Origin of the sequence: Qipengyuania algicola, from assembly GCF_042492175.1 — a bacterium.
In the GTDB taxonomy this organism is placed as follows: domain Bacteria; phylum Pseudomonadota; class Alphaproteobacteria; order Sphingomonadales; family Sphingomonadaceae; genus CAJXSN01.
This window is the reverse complement of the sequence record NZ_CP170453.1, coordinates 275,220-295,425: the sequence shown is the minus strand read 5'-3', so window position 1 is coordinate 295,425 and position 20,206 is coordinate 275,220. Positions and strand designations below refer to the sequence as shown.

Below are 20,206 nucleotides of genomic sequence, written 5' to 3'. Positions count from 1 at the left end.
TGTCAATCAGTCGAGAAACTCGGCTGGCACCTTGCCGCCATTGCGGGAGAGTTCCTGCATGGTCTGGCGGTGCAGCCAGATATTGTCTTCTGCGCTGCCTTCATAATTCGCGCGGCCCAGTTCGGTCGCCAGTTCCTTGCGGTTGGCATAGCTGGGATCGACGCCGATCAGCTTCAGCAGGTCGACGATGGAGGTGCGCCAGTTGAGCTTGTCGGCTCCGTCCATTGCGTCCAGCCGTGCCTCGACGTCGACGGTGCGGACCGCTGCCGACGATTGTGCCGGAGTGCTGGCGGTTGCGGCCGGTTTTGGCGCGGCGGCGGGCGCTGCTTTCTCTTCCTCGTCCTTGCCGAAGATCGCGTTTTTGATCGAACTGAAAATACCCATGATTGTCTCTCCCGATAATGGTTTTGCTGGGGCCGTCCTAGGTCTAGGTGGCCGTCATAACATAAAGCGTTCTAGCGGGCGGAATGTTCCGGTAAAGGGGCGATTCCGGGGTTCTTTTTACACGAGTTTTCAAAGGAGAGGCGCGCCCATGGCCGGAACCATGCTGTCGATTGCAATGCTGGGAGCGATTGCGCTGCTGATCGGCGCGGTGCTGCTGTGGCGCAAAGGTGTTCGCAAGCAGGCCGGGCTGATGGTGGTGGCGGCGCTGGTGCTGATTGCCAATGTGGCGATCTGGACCCTGCCTGACAGTGCGGGCAACGCACCGATGCAGATGCAGGAATAGTGGCGGGATCACGCTGCGCCTGACCCCGCCGGAGCGCTCCTATTCGGGAATTTGCCAGAGGACAGAGCTGGTGAACGTCCCGCTGACCCTGTCGCCATTGCTGTCCCGTGCCGCATCGAACCGCGCACGCCGGGTCGCCAGCTTGCAAGTCGCGGTATCGAGCGCCTCGTGTCCGGTCGAACGCGTAATGGTGCAATCGCTTACCCGGCCATTTGCGCCCACCGTCAAGCGGAAGCTTGCCGTCCCTTCCAACCCGCGCCGGATCCACGATGGGCGATAATCAGCGGTCGTGATCCAGTTTGCCTGCGCGTTGCTGGGCACGGCTTGCTTGGGCGTGAAGCCGGGGCTGGGTGTCGGAGCGGGCGGTGGCGGCGCCGGGGGAGTGGGAGTGAAAGTCGGGCCCGGATTGGGGATGAACCTGTCACCGGGCGGCGATGGCGGTGGCAATTCGCGCGTGCTGTCGAGCGCAGGGCCGGGCGCTGGAATCGGTATGGGCCGGGGTGGCACATAGACTTCCCTGTTCGATGGCGGCTGCGGTGTGTCGGGCTCGACCTGTTCATCCGGCTTTGGCGGGGGTGGTGGCAGATCGATCTGCCCGCCGACGAGTGGCGGCTCGGGTGCAGAGGGCACGAAATTGGTCGCCAGACCGGTGACTAGTGCGACCCCGATCGCGGCATGGATAATCACCACACCGCTGACGGCACCGGTGCGTTTGGCGGCTGAAGGGCTGTCGGTATAGGCCATGTTTCTCTCCCTGATTGGCCGCAGCCCAACTTTTGGAGGTGCTGCTGGAGAGCATAATGTTACAACATTACATTCATGAGGCAAGGGAATTTGCGTTTCAATTCCGAACCTTACGAAATCCGATGCCTTTCCCGCATAGCAAAACGGCCCCCGAAGGAGCCGTTTTACCGTTCAAATTCAGGCGGGCGCGGGCTGCGCGCCGATCACTTGATCGGGCAGGACGGGTCGAGCCGGAAATCGAGATAATTGTCGACCGAAGCCATCATTTCGGCCTGCTCGTTCTCGAAGAAATGGTTCGCGCGGGGGATTTCTTCGTGATGGATCGTGATGTGCTTCTGCGTACGCAGTTTCTCCACCAGCTTGCCCACGGCAGGCGGCGGCACAACCGTGTCCTGCGCGCCGTGAATGAAGATGCCGCTGGCAGGGCAGGGCGCGAGGAAAGAGAAGTCATACATGCTGGCGGGCGCGCCGATCGACAGGAAGCCGCGCACTTCGGGGCGGCGCATCAGCAGCTGCATTCCGATCAGCGCGCCAAAGCTAACGCCCGCGACCCAAGTGACCTGCGCTTCTTCATGGATCGACTGGACCCAATCGAGTGCGGCGGCGGCATCGGACAATTCGCCGACGCCGTTATCGAAGCTGCCCTGACTGCGCCCGACCCCGCGGAAATTGAACCGCAAGGTCGCAAAGCCGCGATTGACGAAGGTCTTGTAGAGACGCTGCGTGATCTGCTCGTTCATCGTGCCGCCGCCCTCGGGGTGCGGGTGCAGAATCATCGCGACGGGCGCGCGCGGGCGCGGCGGAGGAGAGAAACGACCTTCGAGACGGCCTTCGGGGCCGGGGAAAATGACAGATGGCATGTGCGCTGTACCTGGGGTTAAAGGCGTGCCTTGCTGACACGCTGGTTGTGGCGGCTATATAAGGCGCAACTGCGAAATCGCAATCACGCTAACTATCGGAAGTCTCCATCAGCCAGCCCGTCGCTTCTTCCGGCCGCATCTATCTCGATCACGCCGCCACCACGCCGCTGCGGCCCGAAGCGCGTGCGGCGATGGAGGAAGGCCTTGCGCTGTGGGCCAACCCGTCCAGCCCGCACGCCGAGGGGCGCAAGGCGAGGAACGCGCTGGAGGATGCGCGGACGCGGATGAAGGCGGCGCTGGGCTGGGAGGGCGAAGTGATCTTCACCAGCGGTGCGAGCGAGGCAGCGGCGCTGGCTATGGGCAGGGCGCAGGGGGGCGCCCGGCTGGTCGGTGCAGCGGAGCATGATGCGGTGCTGAAGGCTGCCCCCGAAGCGGAACGTCTGCCGGTACGGCCCAATGGCGCGCTAGATATGGACGCCTTTGCCGAGGCGGTCGTGCGCGAGAAGCCCGTGGTCGCGGTCCAGCACATCAACTCCGAAACCGGCAACCGGATGGACATCGCGGCGATTGCCGGGCTGGTTCACGCGCAGGATGGCCTGATGATCGTCGATTGCGCACAGAGTGCAGGCAAATTCGCTCTGCCTCCGCAAGCGGACATGGCCATCATCTCGGCCCACAAATTCGGCGGGCCGATCGGGGTGGGCGCTTTGCTGGTGCGCGACTTGGCGATGCTTGCGCCCGATGGCGGGCAGGAGCGCGGCTATCGGCGCGGGACCGAGAACCTGCCCGGCGTGCTGGGGATGGCGGCTGCGCTGGAGGCGTGCAGTGACGGCTTTGTCGCCGCCGATACTCTGGCCCCGTTAGAGGGCTTCGCGGCGGATGTACGGGAGGCGGGCGGCGTTTGGCTGGATGACATGCTGGCCGACCCCACGCCGTATATCGCCACCATCGCCATGCCGAAAATGTCCGGCAGCGCGCAATTGATGCGTTTCGACATGGCGGGCATCGCGGTCAGCCAAGGCAGTGCATGTTCCAGCGGCACGATGAAGGGCAGCCATGTTTTGGAAGCAATGGCGCTGGATTCAAAGGTGGCCGAAAAGGCGATCCGCGTCAGCTTCGGCTGGAACACCACGCGCGAAGAAGTGGAACGCTTTTGCGAGGTATGGCTTGAGTTGGTGAAGCAATGAATCAGAAATTTTGGGAATGCTATTTGTGGGCCGGGTCCCTGCTGTCTTTGCTTCCACTGGTCGAATATCTTCTCTTTCGCTCAGGTTGGAGCTTCGCAATAGTCACCGCTGTCATTTCTTATCCCGTCTTTACCTTGCGCTGTAAGTCATGTGGGCTCAGCGTCCATGATCATCGGATCGCTACGCATTTTCGAGGCGCAAAGACGCTCCAGAAATGTCCCCATTGCCACAATCCCATGGTTGAGCAGTCATGATCTATCTCGACTACCAAGCCACCACCCCGCTCGCGCCAGAGGCCCGCGATGCCATGTTGCGCTGGCTGGACGGGCCGGACGGGCTGGGCTTTGGCAATCCGCATTCCCCGCACAAGATGGGCCGTCAGGCTGCCGCTGCGATAGAGCTGGCGCGGGACCGGGTGGCGGCGCTGTTCCCGCCCGGCGGCACGGTGATCTTTACCAGCGGCGCGACCGAGGCGATCAATCTGGCCATCCGGGGCAGCGGGAAGGGCGGCACGGTCTCCGTCTCTGCGCTGGAACATGCCGCCGTGCTCGACACCGCGCGCCATGTCGGCAAATGCCACGAGCTGAATGTCGCGAAAGACGGCCAGTGCAACACGAAGCAGGACTTGCCCGCCGACACGCGGCTGGTCGCGGTGATGCAGGTCAATAACGAGATCGGCACCATCCAGCCGACCATCGACTGGCACCGCAAGGCGAAGGAAGCGAACGCGCTTTATCTGTGCGACGCAGTGCAGGCCTATGGCAAGATGGAAGTCACCGCCGCCGACATGATCGCCATCAGCGCTCACAAATTTCACGGGCCCAAGGGTGTTGGCGCTTTGTGGATCAGGAACGGGCTGGACCTGGAGGAAGTACAGACCGGCGGAGGTCAGGAAAACGGTCTGCGCGCAGGCACGCTCAGCCCCGCACTGATCGCCGGGATGGGTGCAGCGGCGATGCTGGCGAAGGAACAGATGGCGGCGGACGCGGACCATGTGGCGCAGCTGTGGCTCCGCGCGCGCGAATTGTTCTGCGACTGGGAGGTCAATGGCAGCGAGGATGCGCGCTATCTCGGCAATCTGAGCCTCCGCCGCAAAGGCGTGGATGTGGGCCGCCTGATGAGCGATTGCCGCCAGATCATGTTCAGCGCCGGTTCCGCCTGCGCCAGCGGATCGGGGCGGCCCAGCCATGTGCTCAAAGCGCTCGGCCTGTCCGACAATCAGGCGAAAAGCACTATTCGCCTCGGCTTTGGCCGCTACACCACAATGGACGATATCGAGACAGCAGCACAGGCGATCAATGCAGCGGCAGCGGAGCAGCTATGAAGATCCGGTTCGAGACAGCTCAGGGTACGGTTGTAGAGGCAGAAGCGTCCGAGAACGATGTCTTGCTCGCCGTCGCGCAAGGGGTTGGTATGCCGCTGGAGGGCACGTGCGAGGGCCAGATGGCGTGCTCCACCTGTCATGTGGTGATGGAGCGTGACTGGTTCGCCGCACTGCCCGAAGCAAGCGAGGACGAGGAAGACATGCTCGACCTCGCCTACGGCGTGCGCCCGACCAGCCGTCTTGCCTGCCAGATCGTGCTGACTGAGGCGCTCGACGGCCTGACCGTCGCCATCCCCGCCGAGGCGCGGGACATGAGCGGGGGGTAACCGCTTTCCAAAGGGACGGTTGCGCCTTATCTGCGCGCCATGCGCAGCAAGCTCCAGACATTTGTAGAATCCCGCCAGTTCGAGACCTTCATCACGGCAGTGATCGTCATCAATGCCATCGGGCTGGGGCTGGAAACCTCGCCTGCGGTGATGGAGGCTGCAGGCGGAATTGTCCGCCGGCTGGACCAGATCGCGATTGCCATTTTCGTTGTGGAACTGGCGATGAAGCTTTTCGTCTATCGCCTCGCTTTCTTCCGTAACGGGTGGAATGTTTTCGACCTTGCTATCGTCAGCGCTGCTCTGGTTCCGGCGGGCGAGCAGTTTTCCGTGCTGCGTGCGCTGCGTATCCTGCGCGCGCTGCGGCTGGTTTCGGTCGTGCCCAGCATGCGCAAAGTCATCGTCGGCCTGTTCCGTGCGATCCCCAGCATCGGTACGGTGATCGTGATGCTGCTGCTGCTGTTCTATATCAGCGCAGTGATGGCGACGAAGCTGTTCGGCGGGGCGTTTCCCGAATGGTTCGGCAATCTGGGCGCATCGCTCTATTCGCTTTTCCAGATCATGACGCTGGAAAGCTGGAGCATGGGCATCGTGCGGCCGGTGATGGAGGAGTTCCCCTATGCCTGGGCGTTCTTCGTGCCGTTTATCCTGCTCACCAGCTTCATCGTGCTCAACCTGTTTATCGGTGTGATCGTCAACGCCATGGCCGAAGCCACCGATGAAGAGGCGCATAGCGAACGCGAGATGATTATCGAGGAACTGCGCGCGCTGCGCGAAGATGTGGCGGCTTTGCGGAAGCAGTAAGCCGGGCGGGTGAGTGGACCCGCGCGCACCATGCGCTAGGATGTCAAAAACCGGGGAGACCACAATGCCGCTAAGCCATTCGATCCATGCCCTTTGCGCCAGCCTGTTGCTGTCAGGAGCCGCGCACGCGCAGGAAGCCGCTGAAGACGCGCCGTCACCGGCTTTCCCCGAGACCGAGATTTTCCTGTTCGATTATGATGCAGAGGCGGACGCGAATGCGCTGTCGGATGGGGCCAATGTCACCAGCCGCGCAGGCTATGACAACCAGCCTTTTTTCACGAAAGACAGCGCCACCTTCCTCTATTCCCGCGATGACGGGACGCAGACTGATATTTGGGAATATGATATTGCGAGAGGCACCCACACGCAGATTACGCGAACGCCGGAATCCGAATTCTCGCCTACGCCATCGCCGGACAACCGGACGATCTCGATGGTGTTCGAGCGGAACAACTCGATCTGGCATCTCGATCGCAGCACTCCCGATGCGCCGCAATGGTCGCTGGAGGCCGCCGGCGTGACCGAGCCGGTCGGCTATTTCGCGCGCAACCACGCGACCGGCGATATTCTGTTCTGGTCGCGCTATGGATTTAGCGTTGCGCTGACCCATGCCGATAAGCCCGCATATCACTTTATCAGCGGGCACGCCGTGCCTGCGACGCCGATGGTGATACCGGGCACCGACATGATCAGCTTCGTCCACCGTCAGACCAACGAGGAAGTGTGGATTAAGGCGTTCGACCCCGAAACGAGGGCGATCCGCCCGCTAACGCCGATTGTCGGCGCGAATGCCAATTACACCTGGTCGCTCGATGGCGCGATCCTGCAAATCGAGGACGGGAAGCTGCATCGCTGGCGCGAGGGCGGCGATGGCTGGGACGAGATTGCCGACCTTGCCCAGCACGGCATCGCATCGGCAGCCCGCATTGCGGTGAGCCCGGACGGCAGGCGGATAGCGATTGTCGGGCTGCCGGCTGAATAGTCACACCCATCCCTCCGTCATCCCCGCGAAAGCGGGGACCCAGAGCAGCGAAGTACTACGCCATCCTAGGTTCCCGCCTGCGCGGGAATGACGGGGTTAGGGGGCCGCAGTTACTCGCCAGAAGCGACCACCTTCCTCGCAAACCCGCGGTTGATCCGCCGTCCTGCCCAGACGATGCCCGCAATAGGTGCAATGATTGCACCCAGCACGATCAGTATTGCTACCACCCAGCCGAGAATGGAACCGAGCGAACCCAGCGCGCCCGCGACCGGTTTCAGGAAGTCGTTCGTGACCGGCGCACCTGTCTCGTACCGCACTGTCACCCGGCTATAGGCAACACGGCCTTCCATTTCTTTCAACCAGCTTTGCGCCTGATCGATCTCTTGGTTCACCTGCGCGACGCTGCGTTCGGCCTGCACCAGTTCCTCAACGGTGCCCCTCCGCGTTTTCAGCACATCCATCAACCGGTCGCGCAATTGCGTGCGGGCATCCACCCGTGCCTGCGTATCGACGATCTGCTTGCTCAGTTCTTCGGACCGGATTTCGGCGGAAACTTGCTCTGCGCCTGCGTCCTCTGCCTCGTCTTCCAGCAGAGCGCCGAACGCACGAGCCTGCTTGCTGGCCACCGCCATCTGCAATTCGCCGCGCACATCGTCGGCTTCTTCGCCCGTTTTGGTCATGCCCAGGATCTGGCAGCTGGCCGGGCCTTGCTGTTCGCAAAGGCTTGCATGGCGGCGCTGCAGCGGGCCAATTTCGGGCGCGGCCAGCCGCCAGTTGTAGTCATAAGTGTAAGCGAGCTGCGGGAGGCTGGTCGGTATCTCGGCCAGAGGGGGCAGTGCGCTTTCGGGTCCCGCGCTTTCGGCTTCGGCCATATCCGCCTGCATCACGCTCTCCGCAGCCATATCGACCGACGCTTCGGTGGCTTCATCCGCCGCATAGTCGCCAGCCTCGTTGCAGGCCGCCAATGCCAGCAGCGAAGTCGCCGCTGCCAGCTTCATCCATGTTCCTGATTGTACGCCAGTCATCATCCTTGCCTCTTTCTTGCCTTATTTATGACACATTATGGCCACATTTCAGACGAGATAGCAAGAGGGCACAAAATAGGGCCCCGCCAGCTGTCGCGGCGAGGCCCCTTTTTAGGCTATATTTTAGAGGGTTAGGCGTTCTCGGGCACGCGCTCCTGCACCTGCGCGATCAGGGCATCGGAGAAGGCCGGAATGTCGTCCGGATTGCGGCTGGTGATCAGATTCCCGTCCTGCGCGACTTCCGAGTCGACCACATTTCCGCCCGCATTCTTCAAGTCCGTGCGGAGCGAGGGCCAGCTGGTGACGGTCTTGCCGTTCACGATGTCGGCCTCGACCAGCAGCCACGGTGCGTGGCAGATGGCGGCAATCGGCTTGCCCGCCATGTCGAAATTCTTGACTAGCGCGACCGCGCGGTCGTTCATCCGCAGAATATCGGGGTTGATCTGGCCGCCCGGCAGCAGCAGCGCGTCATACCCTTCGCAGTTCTCGATTTCGTCGAGCGTGATGTCGACCGAGACGCTGTCGCCCCAATTGCCGTCCTTCCAACCCTTGATTTCGCCGCTTTCAAGACTCACCACGGTGGTCTTGATACCGGCGTCTTCGAGATTGGCCTTGGGCTGCATCAGTTCGGACTGCTCAAACCCGTCAGTGGCGAGGATCAGTACGTTTTTCATGGGTGTATCTCCTTGATTTGTTGTTACTCCTTCAATGGACGGGGACAGGTGTGTGTTCCATGCTGACAGGCGAAGCGTGGCGGTGATAAGGCAGAGCGCATGGCCGCAGATGATACCGATATAATTGAGCCCGATCCGTTCGACGCAATTGTCGACGCGCCCTTCGATGCAGCGTTGGAGGAGCGCTATCTCGTCTATGCGCTCAGCACGATTACGGCGCGCTCGCTGCCCGATTTGCGCGACGGATTGAAGCCGGTTCACCGCCGTCTGTTGTGGGCGATGCGGCAGCTAAAACTGAACCCGACCGATGCGTTCAAGAAGAGCGCCCGCGTCGTCGGCGACGTGATCGGTAAGTATCACCCGCATGGCGATACGAGCGTTTATGACGCGATGGTCCGCCTCGCGCAGGATTTCTCGCTGCGGTATCCGCTGGTCGAGGGGCAGGGTAACTTCGGCAATATCGATGGCGATAACGCTGCTGCGTATCGCTACACAGAGGCCCGCCTGACCAAGACGGCGCTGCGCCTGATGGATGGCCTCGATCAGGGCACGGTTGATTTCATCCCGACCTATAATAACGAGGATGAGGAACCGGAGATTTTTCCCGGCCTGTTCCCTAATCTGCTGGCCAATGGCGCTAGCGGGATCGCCGTGGGGATGGCGACCAACATTCCCAGCCACAATGTCGCCGAAGTGGTCGACGCGACGCTGGAGCTGATCGACAATCCGCATGTCGAGCACGCCCGCCTGATGGAGCTGTTCCACGGGCCGGACTTCGCCACCGGCGGGCTGGTGGTGGACAGTCCGGCGTCGATCTCCGCCGCTTACGAAACCGGGCGCGGCGCGTTCCGGGTGCGCGGGCGCTTCCATGCGGAGGAAGCGGAGAAGGAGGCAGACCGCGAGGCGGGCATCGAGCGGCTGGGCGGCGGGCAATGGCAGTTGGTCGTCAGCGAAATTCCGTATCAGGTGCCCAAGGGCAAGCTGATCGAGCAGATTGCTGCGGCGATTGCCGACAAAAAGCTGCCGATCCTGGAAGATGTGCGCGACGAAAGCGACGAGAAGATCCGGCTGGTGCTGGTCCCGCGCAGCCGCAATGTCGATCCGGAGTTGCTGAAAGAATCGCTCTATAAGCTGACCGATCTGGAGACGCGCTTCTCGCTCAATCTCAACGTGCTGGATGCCACGCGCACGCCGATGGTGATGGGGCTGAAGGAGCTGCTGGAAAACTGGGTCCGCAGCCAGATCGATATCCTGCAGCGCCGCAGCCAGCACCGTCTGGACCAGATCGCCCGGCGGCTGGAACTGGTCGAAGGCTATATCATCGCTTTCCTCAATCTCGACCGGGTGATCGAAATCATTCGCACCGAGGACGAGCCCAAGGCCGTGATGATGGAGGAGTTCAAGCTCACCGATCGTCAGGCCGAAGCGATCCTCAACATGCGCCTGCGGTCCTTGCGAAAGCTGGAGGAAATGCAGCTGCGCACGGAGAAAGACGAGCTGCTGGCGGAGAAGGATGAGCTGGACAAGCTGCTCGGATCGCCCGCCCGCCAGCGCACGCGGCTGAAGAAAGACCTGCGCGCGCTGCATAAGGAATACGGGCCGGAGACAGAGCTGGGCCGCCGCCGCACCACGATTGCCGAGGCCGCGCCTGCGGTGGAATTCAGCATGGACGCGATGATCGAGAAGGAGCCGGTGACGGTGATCTTGTCGAAGCGCGGCTGGATCCGCGCGGCGAAGGGCCATGTCGATCTGGAACAAGAGTTCAAGTTCAAGGAAGGCGACGAACTGGGCTTCATCGCCCACGCCCAGACCACGGACAAATTGCTGCTGGCGACCAGCGACGGGCGGTTCTTCACTTTGGGCGCGGACAAGCTGCCCGGCGCGCGCGGCTTTGGCGAGCCGGTGCAATCGACGCTCGATATCGATGCCGAGGCGCAAATTTCCGCGATGATCGTACACCAGCCAGAGGGCCGCCTTCTGCTGGCCGCCGACACGGGCAAGGGCTTCTCCGCCAACACCGCCGATCTTCTCGCCGAAACGCGCAAAGGGCGGCAGGTGGTGAACCTGAAAGACGGCGCCAGACTGGCGGTGGTGCGCCCGATCCCGGCGGGCCACGATCATGTGGCCGTGGTGGGCGAGAACCGCAAACTGGTGGTGTTCAATCTGGAAGAGCTGCCGGTGATGACGCGCGGGCAGGGCGTGAAGCTCCAGAACTACCGTGACGGCGGCCTGTCCGATGCGACGACATTCGTGCTGGAGGAAGGCCTTAGCTGGACGATGGGCGGCAAGGGCGACCGGACCCGCACCGAGAGCGATATCTGGCAATGGAAAGTCGCGCGCGGCGGGGCAGGGCGGATGCCGCCGACGGGCTTCCCGAAGGATAACAGGTTCTAGGTTTTCCGCGCGCAGAGGCGCTGAGCGCTGTGAATCAGGAACGCTCACAGAGGCACAGAGGCACGGAGGAGGTGCGCCTGCGGCGAAGCCGCCTTGCATCTGCGAGCCTCGGTTAAGTCGAACGATCTGACTTGAGGCGGCTGCGCCGCGGAAGGCGAGACCCTCTTTGTGCCTCTGTGCCTCTGTGAGCGCCAGAATCTACTTCAAGTTCGAGAGAATAGCTTCCACCCGCGCCCGATCCGGAAAACCTTCCTCGATCCACTGTGCTTCCACGGTCTGCAACAGCCGCGCGACGTCTGGCCCCTTCGCCAGACCCATTGCGACAATCTCGCCGCCCTTGAGCGGAAATTGCGGCGGTTCCCAGCCGTCCAGCGCAGCTACTGGCGCTCCCGCCAGCAGCAACCGGTCGCGCGCGGCGTCCATGCCCTCTTCATAGGCCAACGCCTTGGGACGGCCGGCATCGGCATCGCTGCGCGCGGCGAGCGTGGAGAGATGCGCACGTTGCTTGCGCGAGAGGCGCAGGCGGGCGGCAACGGCCTCGGCCACATGGGGGAGGGCGGGCAGCAGGGCGGACAGCCGGCGCAAGGCATCGGGGCGCGCGGCGAGCATTTTCTCGTGCGAGGTCAATGCCTCCAATGCGGCGATCTGTGCCTGGGTAGTTTCGGGGAGAATAACTTTCAAAACGCCGCGTTCGTGCATCCGGGCGATGGTCGGCGCGGGGCTGGGCAAAGCGAGGATGGAGAGCAGTTCGCCCGCCACCCGCTCGCGGCTCAGGCCCTTCATTGTCTCTGCCAGTTCGGCGCAGGCTTCCTCGGCTTCGGTGTCCAGATCAGCCCCGAACCGCGCCTGGAACCGGTAGTATCGTAGGATCCGCAGGTGGTCCTCACGGATGCGCTGGCGGGCATCGCCGATAAACCGCACGCGCCGCGCGTCCAGATCGCCCAGCCCGCCGAAATAGTCGTCGATGGCCAGCGTTTCGGGATGGGCGAACAGGGCGTTGATGGTGAAATCCCGCCGCGCGGCATCCTCGCGCCATTCCTTGGCAAAGGCCACGGTCGCGCGCCTGCCATCGGTGGCGACATCGCGGCGCAGGGTTGTGACCTCCACCGGCCCGCCTTCCAGCACTGCAGTGATGGTGCCGTGCTCGATCCCGGTGGGCACCGTGCGGATGCCGGCTTCGTTCAGCAGGCTGATGACCTGATCAGGATGGAACGGCGTGGCCGCATCGACATCGCTGACCGGCACACCCAGCAGCGTGTCGCGCACCGCTCCGCCGACCCAGCGGATATTGTCCGCGCCGAGCGCACGGACGAGCGCAGCGAGGTCTTCGCGCTGGGTCCAGTCTGCTTTGGGTAATTCTGCCACCATAAATCCCGTTCGCCCTGAGCCTGTCGAAGGGCCGCCTTTTACTTCGGAGACTGCGCTAGTAGAAAGTGCGGTGGTTGGGCAACGCCCAGCTTCGCTTCCGACAAGCTCAGGACGAACGGCCTTGAAGGTTTCAACTATGTCTCGAACAATTCTGTCAGCCGCATCCGGCGCTGCAGATTCGCGATGATCGCGGCGGTCACGCCCCAGATGCGATAACCGTCATATTCCATCTCGAAATAAGTCCGTTCCGCACCCTTCCATGTCACAGTGTTGGACCCGTAGTTGGCGGCGTCGAACAAGATATCGAGCGGCACTTCGAACCAGCTTTCCACTTCGCCCGGATTGGGGACCAGCGGCAGATCGGGCGGAATCACGCCCAGCACCGGCGTTACTGCAAAGCCAGTTCCGGTGACATATTCGTCGCTCGCGCCCACGATCCGCACCGTGTCGGGGGGCATTGCCAGTTCCTCATGCGCCTCGCGCAAGGCGGCCTCTACCGCGTTTTCGCCTGCATCGAGCTTGCCGCCCGGAAAGGCGACCTGTCCGGGATGGCTGCGCATATCGCGCGGTCGCTGGGTCAGGATCACACCGGGCCGCTCGCGCTGGGTTACCGGGACGAGAACGGCGGCGGGGCGCGGGGAAGGATCGGCAAAGGCCTGATCGGTCAGCAGGCCGGGCATTTCCTCGCCATGCCCGTCATCGAACACGCGCTTCAGCCGGTCGAACAGGTCGTTCATGCAGGCAGCAGCGAGAAGGTCTCGCCGCCGCTGGTGACCTGCCAGTCATCGCCATGCGCCAACGCGATTGCGGCCAGTTGTTCATAGGTTGACCGGTTCAGCCGCGCCTCGCACCCGCGCCGCACGGCCAGATAGAGCGCCGGCCGGTCGGTATCGCCGCGCGCGATAATCGGGTGGTCAGGGCCAGCCACCACCAGCTCGTCTGTATTTAGGCGAAAGGCGATGCTGCCACCGCGCTCGACCGCATCCACCGCGATAAAGGCGGCATCCTCCACCTCGATCCGCGACTTCTCGTACGGCGTGACCAGCCAGTGCTGGCCGCTGTCTTCTTTGATCAGCAGTCCGGCAAAGGCGCGGACCATGCTTTCACGCTTGATGACCCCGCCATCGTGATACCACGTGCCGTCGGCAGCAATCCGCATCAGGCTCTCGGTTTCGGCCTCGGGCGTCCACGTCTCGACCGGCGGCAATTTGCGCGCGGCCACCTGCTCGGCAATCTGGCTGAGGGAGAGGCCGGCGAGTTCGGGGGGCGGATCATAGGGCATAGGGTCTGACTGTCAGAACCCTCCGCTGCGCTCAATCGTTCCCTTGAGCCGTATCACCGGCGCTCTGCGTGGCGGGTTGCCAAGCCTCCAGCATGCCTTCTGCGGGCAACACGGCGGGGTTGGCTGTGCGCACGAGCAGGCGTGCGGGGTCGTACGGGCCGGGGCAATGCCATCCGCCGGTATGTGCTGCGGTGAAATCCCACCGGCCGTAATATTCCGGATCGCCGATCATGACTTGCGGCAGAGCGGGGCGGCCACCGGCGTTGGCTTCCAGCGCGCCGAGGCTTGCACCCATCAGTGCGGTGCCGAAACCTTCGCTCTGGCGTGCAGGCATGACTGCGACCGGGCCGACCATGATGAGCGGATGTTTGCGCCCTTCCGGATCGATCAGCGCAACCGGCCACAACTGTATGGTGCCCGCGAGATAGTCCTCATCATCGAGCACGGCGAAGCTCAAGCCATCGAGCCACTGCGTGCCTTCCCGAATGCGATAGGCAGTGCGCGCGCGCCGATCTTCGCCAAAACTGGCGTCGAGCAATTCTTCGACCATTGCCGGGTCGATTGCGGACAGGGGAACGAGCGTTGCCATCAGGAGCGGGGCGCTAGAGCGCGCGCGCAGCCTTGTCGATCAAGTTCGGCTTGGTGCGGGGCTAGTGTGGGTTCCGGTCAGAGTGGCATCAACTGGCGCAGGCGGCCATCATCGCCGTCTTCCAGCACATAGATCGCTCCATTCGGCCCCTGGACCACTTCGCGCAGACGCTTGCCCATATCGTAGCGGGCGGCCTCGACCGGCGCGGTGCCGTTCATTTCGACCCGGATCAGTGATTTGGGTTTCAGGCCCGCAATGATCGCATCGCCCTGCCAATCGGCGAAGGCGTCGCCCGAATAGAACAGGAAGTCGCCCGGCGCGATCACCGGGGTCCAGCCGATCTTGGGTGCTTCCAGGTCAGGGCGCGTGTCGTTGTCGGGGATTTCCTTGCCGCTGTAACGGTCGCCTTCGGAGACCAGCGGCCAGCCGTAATTCTTGCCGGCTTCCACCAAGTTCAGCTCGTCGCCGCCAGCGGGCCCGTGCTCCAGATCCCACAGGCGGCCTTCGGCATCGAAGGCGAGGCCCAGAATGTTGCGGTGGCCGTAGGACCAGATTTGCTCGCCAATCGGATTGCCCGCTGCGGGCGTGCCATCGAGGTTCAGGCGCACGATGGTGCCTAACGTGTTGGAGTTGTCCTGCGCCGGGTCCAGTTTCTGGCGATCGCCGCTGGCCACGAACATGTGGCTTTCGTCTGGCGAGAACGCGATGCGGTGCGAGTAATGGCCGCGACCGGTGACCTTGGGGGCCTGACGCCAGATCACGTCCAGACCTGCAACCGTGCAGGCGTCGGCTTCTGCGCAGACCAGCGTGCCGCGCCCGACCACTGCGCCGCGCGTGTCGTTATCGCCGGCCTCTGCCCAGCTAAGATAGATCGTTCTGCTGTCCAGATTGTCGCTGCTTTCCGATGGGAGGAAGGCAATGTCGCCAAGGCCGCCCTGACCGCCAAAATCAACCTCCGGCATGCCGGTAACCGTCCCCAACCGTCCGGTCGCGGTATCTACGAACTTCATCGTGCCCGGCTTTTCGGTGATGAACAGCGTCGAGGTGCCCGGCGCGAAGGCTGCGGCCCACGGCTTGTCGAACGTGCCCATGTCGCGCACGGCGAAGGGGCCGACTGCCTCTGCCTCGGCCATTTCCATCGGTGCGGCGGCGGAGGTCGACTGCGCCTCCACCGTGCTATCCCCGCCATAGGCACTGCCACAGCTTGCGACCAGCAGCGCGGCGGGGGAAAGAAGGGCGGAGCGGCTCAGGAGGTTTTGTGTCATGAATGCTGCAACGCCCGATACGGTTTCTGGTTTCCGCCCCGATGCGTTTTCTCTGCCGGAGCAGATCATCGCGGGTGTGGACGAGGCCGGGCGCGGGCCTCTGGCCGGGCCGGTGGTGGCGGGGGCTGTGGTGCTGTGCAAGCCGCGACCTCAAGGGCTGGACGATTCCAAAAAGCTGACCGCCAAACGCCGCGCAGTGCTCGATGAAACGGTGCGGGCAAGATGCGCGTGGGCGGTCGGGGTGGTGGGTCCGGCAACGATCGACCGGATCAACATTTTCGCCGCAACCATGCTGGCCATGACCCTGGCAACCGCGCGGCTGGAGGAGGTGCTGGGCCGCGCAATCGACCGAACGTTAATTGACGGCAATATGACTCCGCAGGGCCGCACCGCAGGCTGGTGCTGGCCTGCCCGCCCGATTGTCGGCGGCGATGCGTTGGAGCCGGCCATCAGCGCCGCGAGCATCGTCGCGAAGGAGTGGCGCGACCGCATGATGCTGGCTGCTGCGCGGGAATATCCGGAATATGACTGGGAAAAGAATAAGGGCTACGGAACCCGCACGCATATGGAAGCATTGCGCCAATACGGACCCACACCGCTTCACCGGCGCAGTTTCGCACCGGTCGCGCAGGCAGAGCTTTCCCTATGACCGGTTTTACCTCTGACGATATCCCCGATTGCAGCGGGAAAACCGCGCTTGTGACAGGCGCGAACACGGGTCTGGGCTATGCCATCTCGGAGGCGCTGGCCCGCAAGGGTGCCGAGGTTATTCTGGCCTGCCGCGACGAGGAGAAGGGCGAGGCGGCGCGTGCCCGCATCGCTGAGACTGCGCCGGAGGCCAACACCCGCTATCTGCAGCTGGACCTGGCCGATCTGGATTCCATCAAGGCTGCGGCAGCCAAGGCGAAGAAGGAAAAGCGGCTCGATCTGCTGATCAACAATGCAGGCATCATGGTGCCCCCGCTGCGGCTGGAGATGGGCGTGGAATCGCAATTTGCGATCAATCATCTGGGCCATTTCGCGCTGACCGGCCTGCTGCTGAATAAGCTGACCAAGAGCGCCGGCAAAAAGGGACACGCCCGCATCGTCAACCAGGCGAGCATCGCCCATAAGGGCGCGCGGATCGACTTTGACAATCTGGACGGCAGCAAAGGCTATCTGCGCCAGAAATTTTACGGCCAGAGCAAACTTGCCAATCTGCTTTTCACCTTCGAGCTGGACCGCCGCCTGCGCGCTGCGCAATCTAACGTCAGCGCCTATGCCTGCCATCCGGGCATTGCCGGCACCGAACTGATGCGCAATCTCGGTCCGTTTGCCTTTATGGGCAAGGTGGTTGGCGCGGTGCTCAACAATCCGGACGAGGGCGCCTTACCAGCATTGATGGCGGCGACATCGCCCGATGCGGAACCGGGCGGCTATTACGGCCCGTATGGCCTCGTAGAAATCAGCGGGCGCAGCGCCGGCCGCGCGATTGCGACGGCGACCGCGCGCGACCCCCTGCTCGCAGCGCGCTTGTGGGACAAATCGATAGAGCTTACCGGGATCGATCCGGGGCTGGCCCCCGATGCTGCCCCGTATCTGGGCGACATCTCTTCAGAAAGCTGAACCTCTTTTCATGACAACTGCCATATTTCTGATCGTCATCGGCCTCATCGGCCTTGCGCTGGGCGGCGAATTGCTGGTGCGCGGGGCCGTGGGCATTGCCAAGGCGATGGGGCTGTCAAACCTGCTGACCGGGATCATCATCGTCGGCATGGCGACCTCCATGCCCGAACTGGTCACCAGCGTGGAGGCGGCACGAGCCGGTTCCCCGGAGATTGCGTGGGGCAATATCGTCGGCTCCAACATCGCCAATACGCTGCTGATTTTGGGCTCGACCGCGCTGATTGCGCCGATTGTCCTGACCGGGCTGGGCAAGCGCGATGCCGCTGCGGCGCTGGGCGCGACCGTTCTGCTGGCCGCGCTCGCCATTGCACAGATCGGCTCGCTGTGGATTGGTGCGGCGCTGCTGGCGCTGCTGGTCATCTATATCATCTGGCGGATCAACCACCCGCGCGAGGAGGAAGAGGAAGACGAGAGCATCCCCGGCCTGCCGCTTGCGATCCCGCTGTTCGCGGGCGGAATGGCGGCGTTGATCTTCGGCGGGAAATGGCTGGTCGAGGGCGCGATTGCCATCGCCACCATTGCCGGCATGAGCGAAACCGTCATCGGGCTGACCGTGGTCGCCATTGGCACATCGCTGCCCGAGCTTGCCGCCTCCGCTGCCGCCGCATTCCGGGGCAAGCCGGGGCTCGCCATCGGCAATGTGGTGGGTAGCAATATCTACAACATTTTCCTGATCGGCGGGGCGACCATGCTGATGGCGCCAGTCGCTTTACCACTGGAAATTGCCGGTTTGCAGATGGCGGTGCTGCTGGGTTCGGCAGTGATGCTGTGGGTGCTGCTGTGGCGTGGCCATGCCATCGGGCGGGCGCTGGGCGGGGTTCTGCTGCTGGCCTTCAGCGCGAACATTGCCTTCACTCTGATCTAAATCACGCAAAGCGCGAAAGCTCCGCGCCAACGAGTCTTTTGCGCCACACCCCTCTATGTCGAGTCTGGCCAGCGGCAATGGACTCAACATCTTGTGCCGGCCACCTTTCGTTCCGCCTGAGGTTACGTCAAATTAACCATAAGCTGCGCAAAATCCTCCCTTGACGCGGAGTCCGCTTGGACTCACCCTGTGGATAACTCAGGGGAAGGGAAGATTTGATGGGGGTCTTGGAGACCACGAAGCAACGTGCACGCCGGGCGGTAAAGCCTGCCGCTGTGCCCAAAGAAGCACTCCCGCTCGGCCAGATTCTGGACGGCGATTGCGTGGAACGTCTGCGCGAATTGCCCGATGCCTCGGTCGATCTGGTGTTCGCCGATCCGCCCTACAATCTCCAATTGGGCGGCGATCTGAACCGGCCCGATGGCAGCCATGTCGATGCCGTGACCGATCACTGGGACCAGTTCGACAGCTTCAAGCTATATGACGATTTTACAAAGGCCTGGCTGACGGAGTGCAAGCGCATTCTGAAGCCCGACGGCGCGCTGTGGGTCATCGGCAGCTATCATAATATCTACCGCGTCGGTACGATCCTGCAGGATCTGGGCTTCTGGATCCTCAACGATATCGTCTGGCGCAAGACCAACCCGATGCCCAACTTCCGCGGCACCCGGTTTACCAATGCGCACGAGACGCTGCTGTGGTGTTCGCAGGGCGAGAAATCGAAATACCAGTTCAATTACCGCGCCATGAAGACGCTGAATGACGAGCTGCAAATGCGCAGCGACTGGGTGCTGCCGATCTGTTCCGGCGGCGAGAGGCTGAAGGGGGAGGACGGCCACAAGGCGCATCCCACACAAAAGCCCGAGGGGCTGCTCTACCGCGTATTGCTGGCCACGACCGAGCGCGGTGATGTGGTGGTCGACCCGTTCTTCGGCACCGGCACCACCGGCGCCGTGGCCAAACGGCTGGGCCGCGAATGGATAGGCTGCGAGCGCGAGTCCGCTTACCGCGAGGTGGCCCATGCCCGCATCGCCAAGGAACTGCCGCTCGACGAAAGCGCGCTCACCACCATGCAGGCCGGCCGCACCGCGCCCAAGGTCGCCTTCGGCGCGCTGGTGGAAAACGGCATGTTGAAACCGGGCACCGAGCTGTTCGACAAGAAACGCCGCTGGACCGCGACGGTGCGTGCCGATGGGTCATTGTTGTGCGGGAAACAGTCAGGCTCGATCCACGGCCTTGGCAAAGAACTGCAAGGCGCCCCCAGCTGCAACGGCTGGACCTTCTGGCATTACGAGGATGCCAATGACGAGGGGGGCGCGGTGAAACCGATCGACGCGGTGCGGCAATTGTATTTGCTCAGCGTGGAGGATTAGGGCGAACCGATCCTGATGCGCAGGGCCGTCAGAACGCAGCCCCAGACAAGACCATACACGGCAATGCATGCGACCAGCATCATTGGTCCGCTTGCCCCCACGGTAGGAATGCCGCGCCATGAAAAATATCCCGCAAAGAAGAGCGCCGCGCCCGCTCCCGCAGCCAGATGGCGCAAGATATTCTTCACGCTGGTGTCATAGAGCCAGGGGAAGTTTTTCAAAGGATCCATTCCCGAACCGTGCCAAGAAAAGCTTGAAACAAGGTTATGTTTGAACCCGTCCTCAAACAGCTCGTCGATTTCGACCGGCAGATTGTTATCCTCTCGAACTGGCGTCCGACCGAAGGCCCGCCCGGCTTCGTCGTGGAGTTCGAACCGGCCATCACGCGCGATGATTACGCGGAGCAGTGGGACGGGGTGATGGCAAAAATCTGGCACAGTGCGGGCAATCAGGGCCCCCCTCCAAGCTCGCTGAAGTTCAGCGATGATCGGAGGGAAATTACACGTTTCGTCTGTGAAGAACGGGGAGATCACTTTCTTGTCCATTTGACGGCGCGCGACCGCGAGTATTTCGAGCGCGACCGTCACAAACACGATCTCCCGGCAGATTATCTGGACGCAATTTACAAGGCGATCCCCCGTCATCCCTTCTGGGACGATCCCGATGTGTACAAGGGCGTGCAAGTCCTAGTCGACTAGCTCCAGTCGTTCGATCGGCCATTGGATTTTCCTGCGCTTTTTGAGCGTTACAATCGG

Annotated in this window: 23 protein-coding genes; 12 read left to right on the top strand and 11 right to left on the bottom strand. The window is 62.8% G+C overall.

From position 1 onward, the window contains the following. Window positions 1–6 precede the first annotated feature (6 nt). Window positions 7–384: a DUF3597 domain-containing protein gene (locus ACFCW2_RS01505; RefSeq protein ID WP_379547669.1), complete on the bottom strand. Its 378-nt coding sequence runs from the start codon at window positions 382–384 to the stop codon at window positions 7–9. Between the two features lie 148 nt (window positions 385–532). Between ACFCW2_RS01505 and ACFCW2_RS01500 the strand changes: the two genes are divergently transcribed. Next, window positions 533–727 carry a hypothetical protein gene (locus ACFCW2_RS01500; RefSeq protein WP_379547667.1) on the top strand — a complete coding sequence of 65 codons (195 nt, stop codon included), beginning with the start codon at window positions 533–535 and terminating at the stop codon, window positions 725–727. Window positions 728–766: 39 nt separating this feature from the next. Here ACFCW2_RS01500 and ACFCW2_RS01495 read toward each other — a convergent pair whose 3' ends face one another. Then, on the bottom strand, window positions 767–1,471 hold the full coding sequence (locus ACFCW2_RS01495; RefSeq protein WP_379547665.1) for an energy transducer TonB: 705 nt from the start codon (window positions 1,469–1,471) through the stop codon (window positions 767–769). Window positions 1,472–1,674: 203 nt separating this feature from the next. Further along, complete coding sequence (locus ACFCW2_RS01490) at window positions 1,675–2,331, bottom strand: alpha/beta hydrolase (RefSeq protein ID WP_379547663.1); 657 nt, start codon at window positions 2,329–2,331, stop codon at window positions 1,675–1,677. 191 nt (window positions 2,332–2,522) lie between these two features. Between ACFCW2_RS01490 and ACFCW2_RS01485 the strand changes: the two genes are divergently transcribed. The 5 genes from ACFCW2_RS01485 (at window position 2,523) to ACFCW2_RS01465 (ending at window position 6,951) form a co-directional block, all read left to right on the top strand. Next, window positions 2,523–3,518, top strand: coding sequence for a cysteine desulfurase family protein (locus ACFCW2_RS01485; RefSeq protein WP_379547661.1), 996 nt, complete (start codon window positions 2,523–2,525; stop codon window positions 3,516–3,518). A gap of 250 nt (window positions 3,519–3,768) precedes the next feature. Further along, entirely contained in the window at window positions 3,769–4,842 is a 1,074-nt protein-coding gene (locus tag ACFCW2_RS01480; RefSeq protein ID WP_379547659.1) for a cysteine desulfurase family protein, read from the top strand. Further along, window positions 4,839–5,168 carry a 2Fe-2S iron-sulfur cluster-binding protein gene (locus ACFCW2_RS01475; protein ID WP_379547657.1) on the top strand — a complete coding sequence of 110 codons (330 nt, stop codon included), beginning with the start codon at window positions 4,839–4,841 and terminating at the stop codon, window positions 5,166–5,168. The genes ACFCW2_RS01480 and ACFCW2_RS01475 overlap by 4 nt, the downstream gene beginning before the upstream one ends. Before the next feature lie 39 nt (window positions 5,169–5,207). Beyond that, window positions 5,208–5,969, top strand: coding sequence for an ion transporter (locus ACFCW2_RS01470; protein ID WP_379547655.1), 762 nt, complete (start codon window positions 5,208–5,210; stop codon window positions 5,967–5,969). 64 nt (window positions 5,970–6,033) lie between these two features. Further along, on the top strand, window positions 6,034–6,951 hold the full coding sequence (locus tag ACFCW2_RS01465; protein WP_379547653.1) for a TolB family protein: 918 nt from the start codon (window positions 6,034–6,036) through the stop codon (window positions 6,949–6,951). 110 nt (window positions 6,952–7,061) lie between these two features. On the opposite strand, the gene ACFCW2_RS01460 is transcribed toward ACFCW2_RS01465, so the two are convergent. Further along, window positions 7,062–7,979 (bottom strand): DUF4349 domain-containing protein, encoded by a 918-nt coding sequence (locus ACFCW2_RS01460; protein ID WP_379547651.1) that lies wholly within the window; start codon window positions 7,977–7,979, stop codon window positions 7,062–7,064. A 128-nt stretch (window positions 7,980–8,107) separates the two neighbouring features. After that, window positions 8,108–8,650 (bottom strand): type 1 glutamine amidotransferase domain-containing protein, encoded by a 543-nt coding sequence (locus ACFCW2_RS01455; RefSeq protein WP_379547649.1) that lies wholly within the window; start codon window positions 8,648–8,650, stop codon window positions 8,108–8,110. Between the two features lie 99 nt (window positions 8,651–8,749). Here ACFCW2_RS01455 and parC point away from each other — a divergent pair, with 99 nt between their 5' ends. After that, window positions 8,750–11,044: a DNA topoisomerase IV subunit A gene (gene parC, locus ACFCW2_RS01450; protein ID WP_379547647.1), complete on the top strand. Its 2,295-nt coding sequence runs from the start codon at window positions 8,750–8,752 to the stop codon at window positions 11,042–11,044. Window positions 11,045–11,242: 198 nt separating this feature from the next. Here the strand turns inward: parC and ACFCW2_RS01445 are convergent, their stop codons facing one another. The 5 genes from ACFCW2_RS01445 to ACFCW2_RS01425 form a co-directional block, all read right to left on the bottom strand. Next, window positions 11,243–12,412: a CCA tRNA nucleotidyltransferase gene (locus ACFCW2_RS01445; protein ID WP_379547645.1), complete on the bottom strand. Its 1,170-nt coding sequence runs from the start codon at window positions 12,410–12,412 to the stop codon at window positions 11,243–11,245. A 134-nt stretch (window positions 12,413–12,546) separates the two neighbouring features. Beyond that, window positions 12,547–13,149 (bottom strand): CoA pyrophosphatase, encoded by a 603-nt coding sequence (locus tag ACFCW2_RS01440; RefSeq protein WP_379547643.1) that lies wholly within the window; start codon window positions 13,147–13,149, stop codon window positions 12,547–12,549. Beyond that, entirely contained in the window at window positions 13,146–13,694 is a 549-nt protein-coding gene (locus ACFCW2_RS01435) for a DUF1285 domain-containing protein (RefSeq protein ID WP_379547641.1), read from the bottom strand. The genes ACFCW2_RS01440 and ACFCW2_RS01435 overlap by 4 nt, the downstream gene beginning before the upstream one ends. A gap of 31 nt (window positions 13,695–13,725) precedes the next feature. Further along, window positions 13,726–14,283: a GNAT family N-acetyltransferase gene (locus ACFCW2_RS01430; RefSeq protein WP_379547639.1), complete on the bottom strand. Its 558-nt coding sequence runs from the start codon at window positions 14,281–14,283 to the stop codon at window positions 13,726–13,728. A 77-nt stretch (window positions 14,284–14,360) separates the two neighbouring features. Then, window positions 14,361–15,548: a PQQ-dependent sugar dehydrogenase gene (locus ACFCW2_RS01425; protein ID WP_379547637.1), complete on the bottom strand. Its 1,188-nt coding sequence runs from the start codon at window positions 15,546–15,548 to the stop codon at window positions 14,361–14,363. Here ACFCW2_RS01425 and ACFCW2_RS01420 point away from each other — a divergent pair. From ACFCW2_RS01420 to ACFCW2_RS01405, 4 genes are all read left to right on the top strand, one after another. After that, on the top strand, window positions 15,547–16,197 hold the full coding sequence (locus tag ACFCW2_RS01420) for a ribonuclease HII (protein WP_379547635.1): 651 nt from the start codon (window positions 15,547–15,549) through the stop codon (window positions 16,195–16,197). The two genes, ACFCW2_RS01425 and ACFCW2_RS01420, sit on opposite strands and share 2 nt — an antisense overlap. Then, complete coding sequence (locus ACFCW2_RS01415) at window positions 16,194–17,153, top strand: oxidoreductase (protein ID WP_379547633.1); 960 nt, start codon at window positions 16,194–16,196, stop codon at window positions 17,151–17,153. Before ACFCW2_RS01420 ends, ACFCW2_RS01415 begins: the two co-directional genes overlap by 4 nt. Window positions 17,154–17,163: 10 nt before the next feature. Next, a complete protein-coding gene (locus tag ACFCW2_RS01410; RefSeq protein WP_379547631.1) occupies window positions 17,164–18,078 on the top strand; it encodes a calcium/sodium antiporter in 915 nt (304 codons plus the stop codon). Window positions 18,079–18,296: 218 nt separating this feature from the next. Further along, window positions 18,297–19,451, top strand: a complete 1,155-nt coding sequence (locus ACFCW2_RS01405; protein WP_379547629.1) for a site-specific DNA-methyltransferase — start codon at window positions 18,297–18,299, stop codon at window positions 19,449–19,451. Here the strand turns inward: ACFCW2_RS01405 and ACFCW2_RS01400 are convergent. Continuing rightward, window positions 19,448–19,681 carry a hypothetical protein gene (locus tag ACFCW2_RS01400; RefSeq protein WP_379547627.1) on the bottom strand — a complete coding sequence of 78 codons (234 nt, stop codon included), beginning with the start codon at window positions 19,679–19,681 and terminating at the stop codon, window positions 19,448–19,450. The genes ACFCW2_RS01405 and ACFCW2_RS01400 overlap by 4 nt on opposite strands. 36 nt (window positions 19,682–19,717) lie before the next feature. Here ACFCW2_RS01400 and ACFCW2_RS01395 point away from each other — a divergent pair, with 36 nt between their 5' ends. Then, entirely contained in the window at window positions 19,718–20,149 is a 432-nt protein-coding gene (locus ACFCW2_RS01395) for a hypothetical protein (protein WP_379547625.1), read from the top strand. Window positions 20,150–20,206 lie beyond the last annotated feature (57 nt).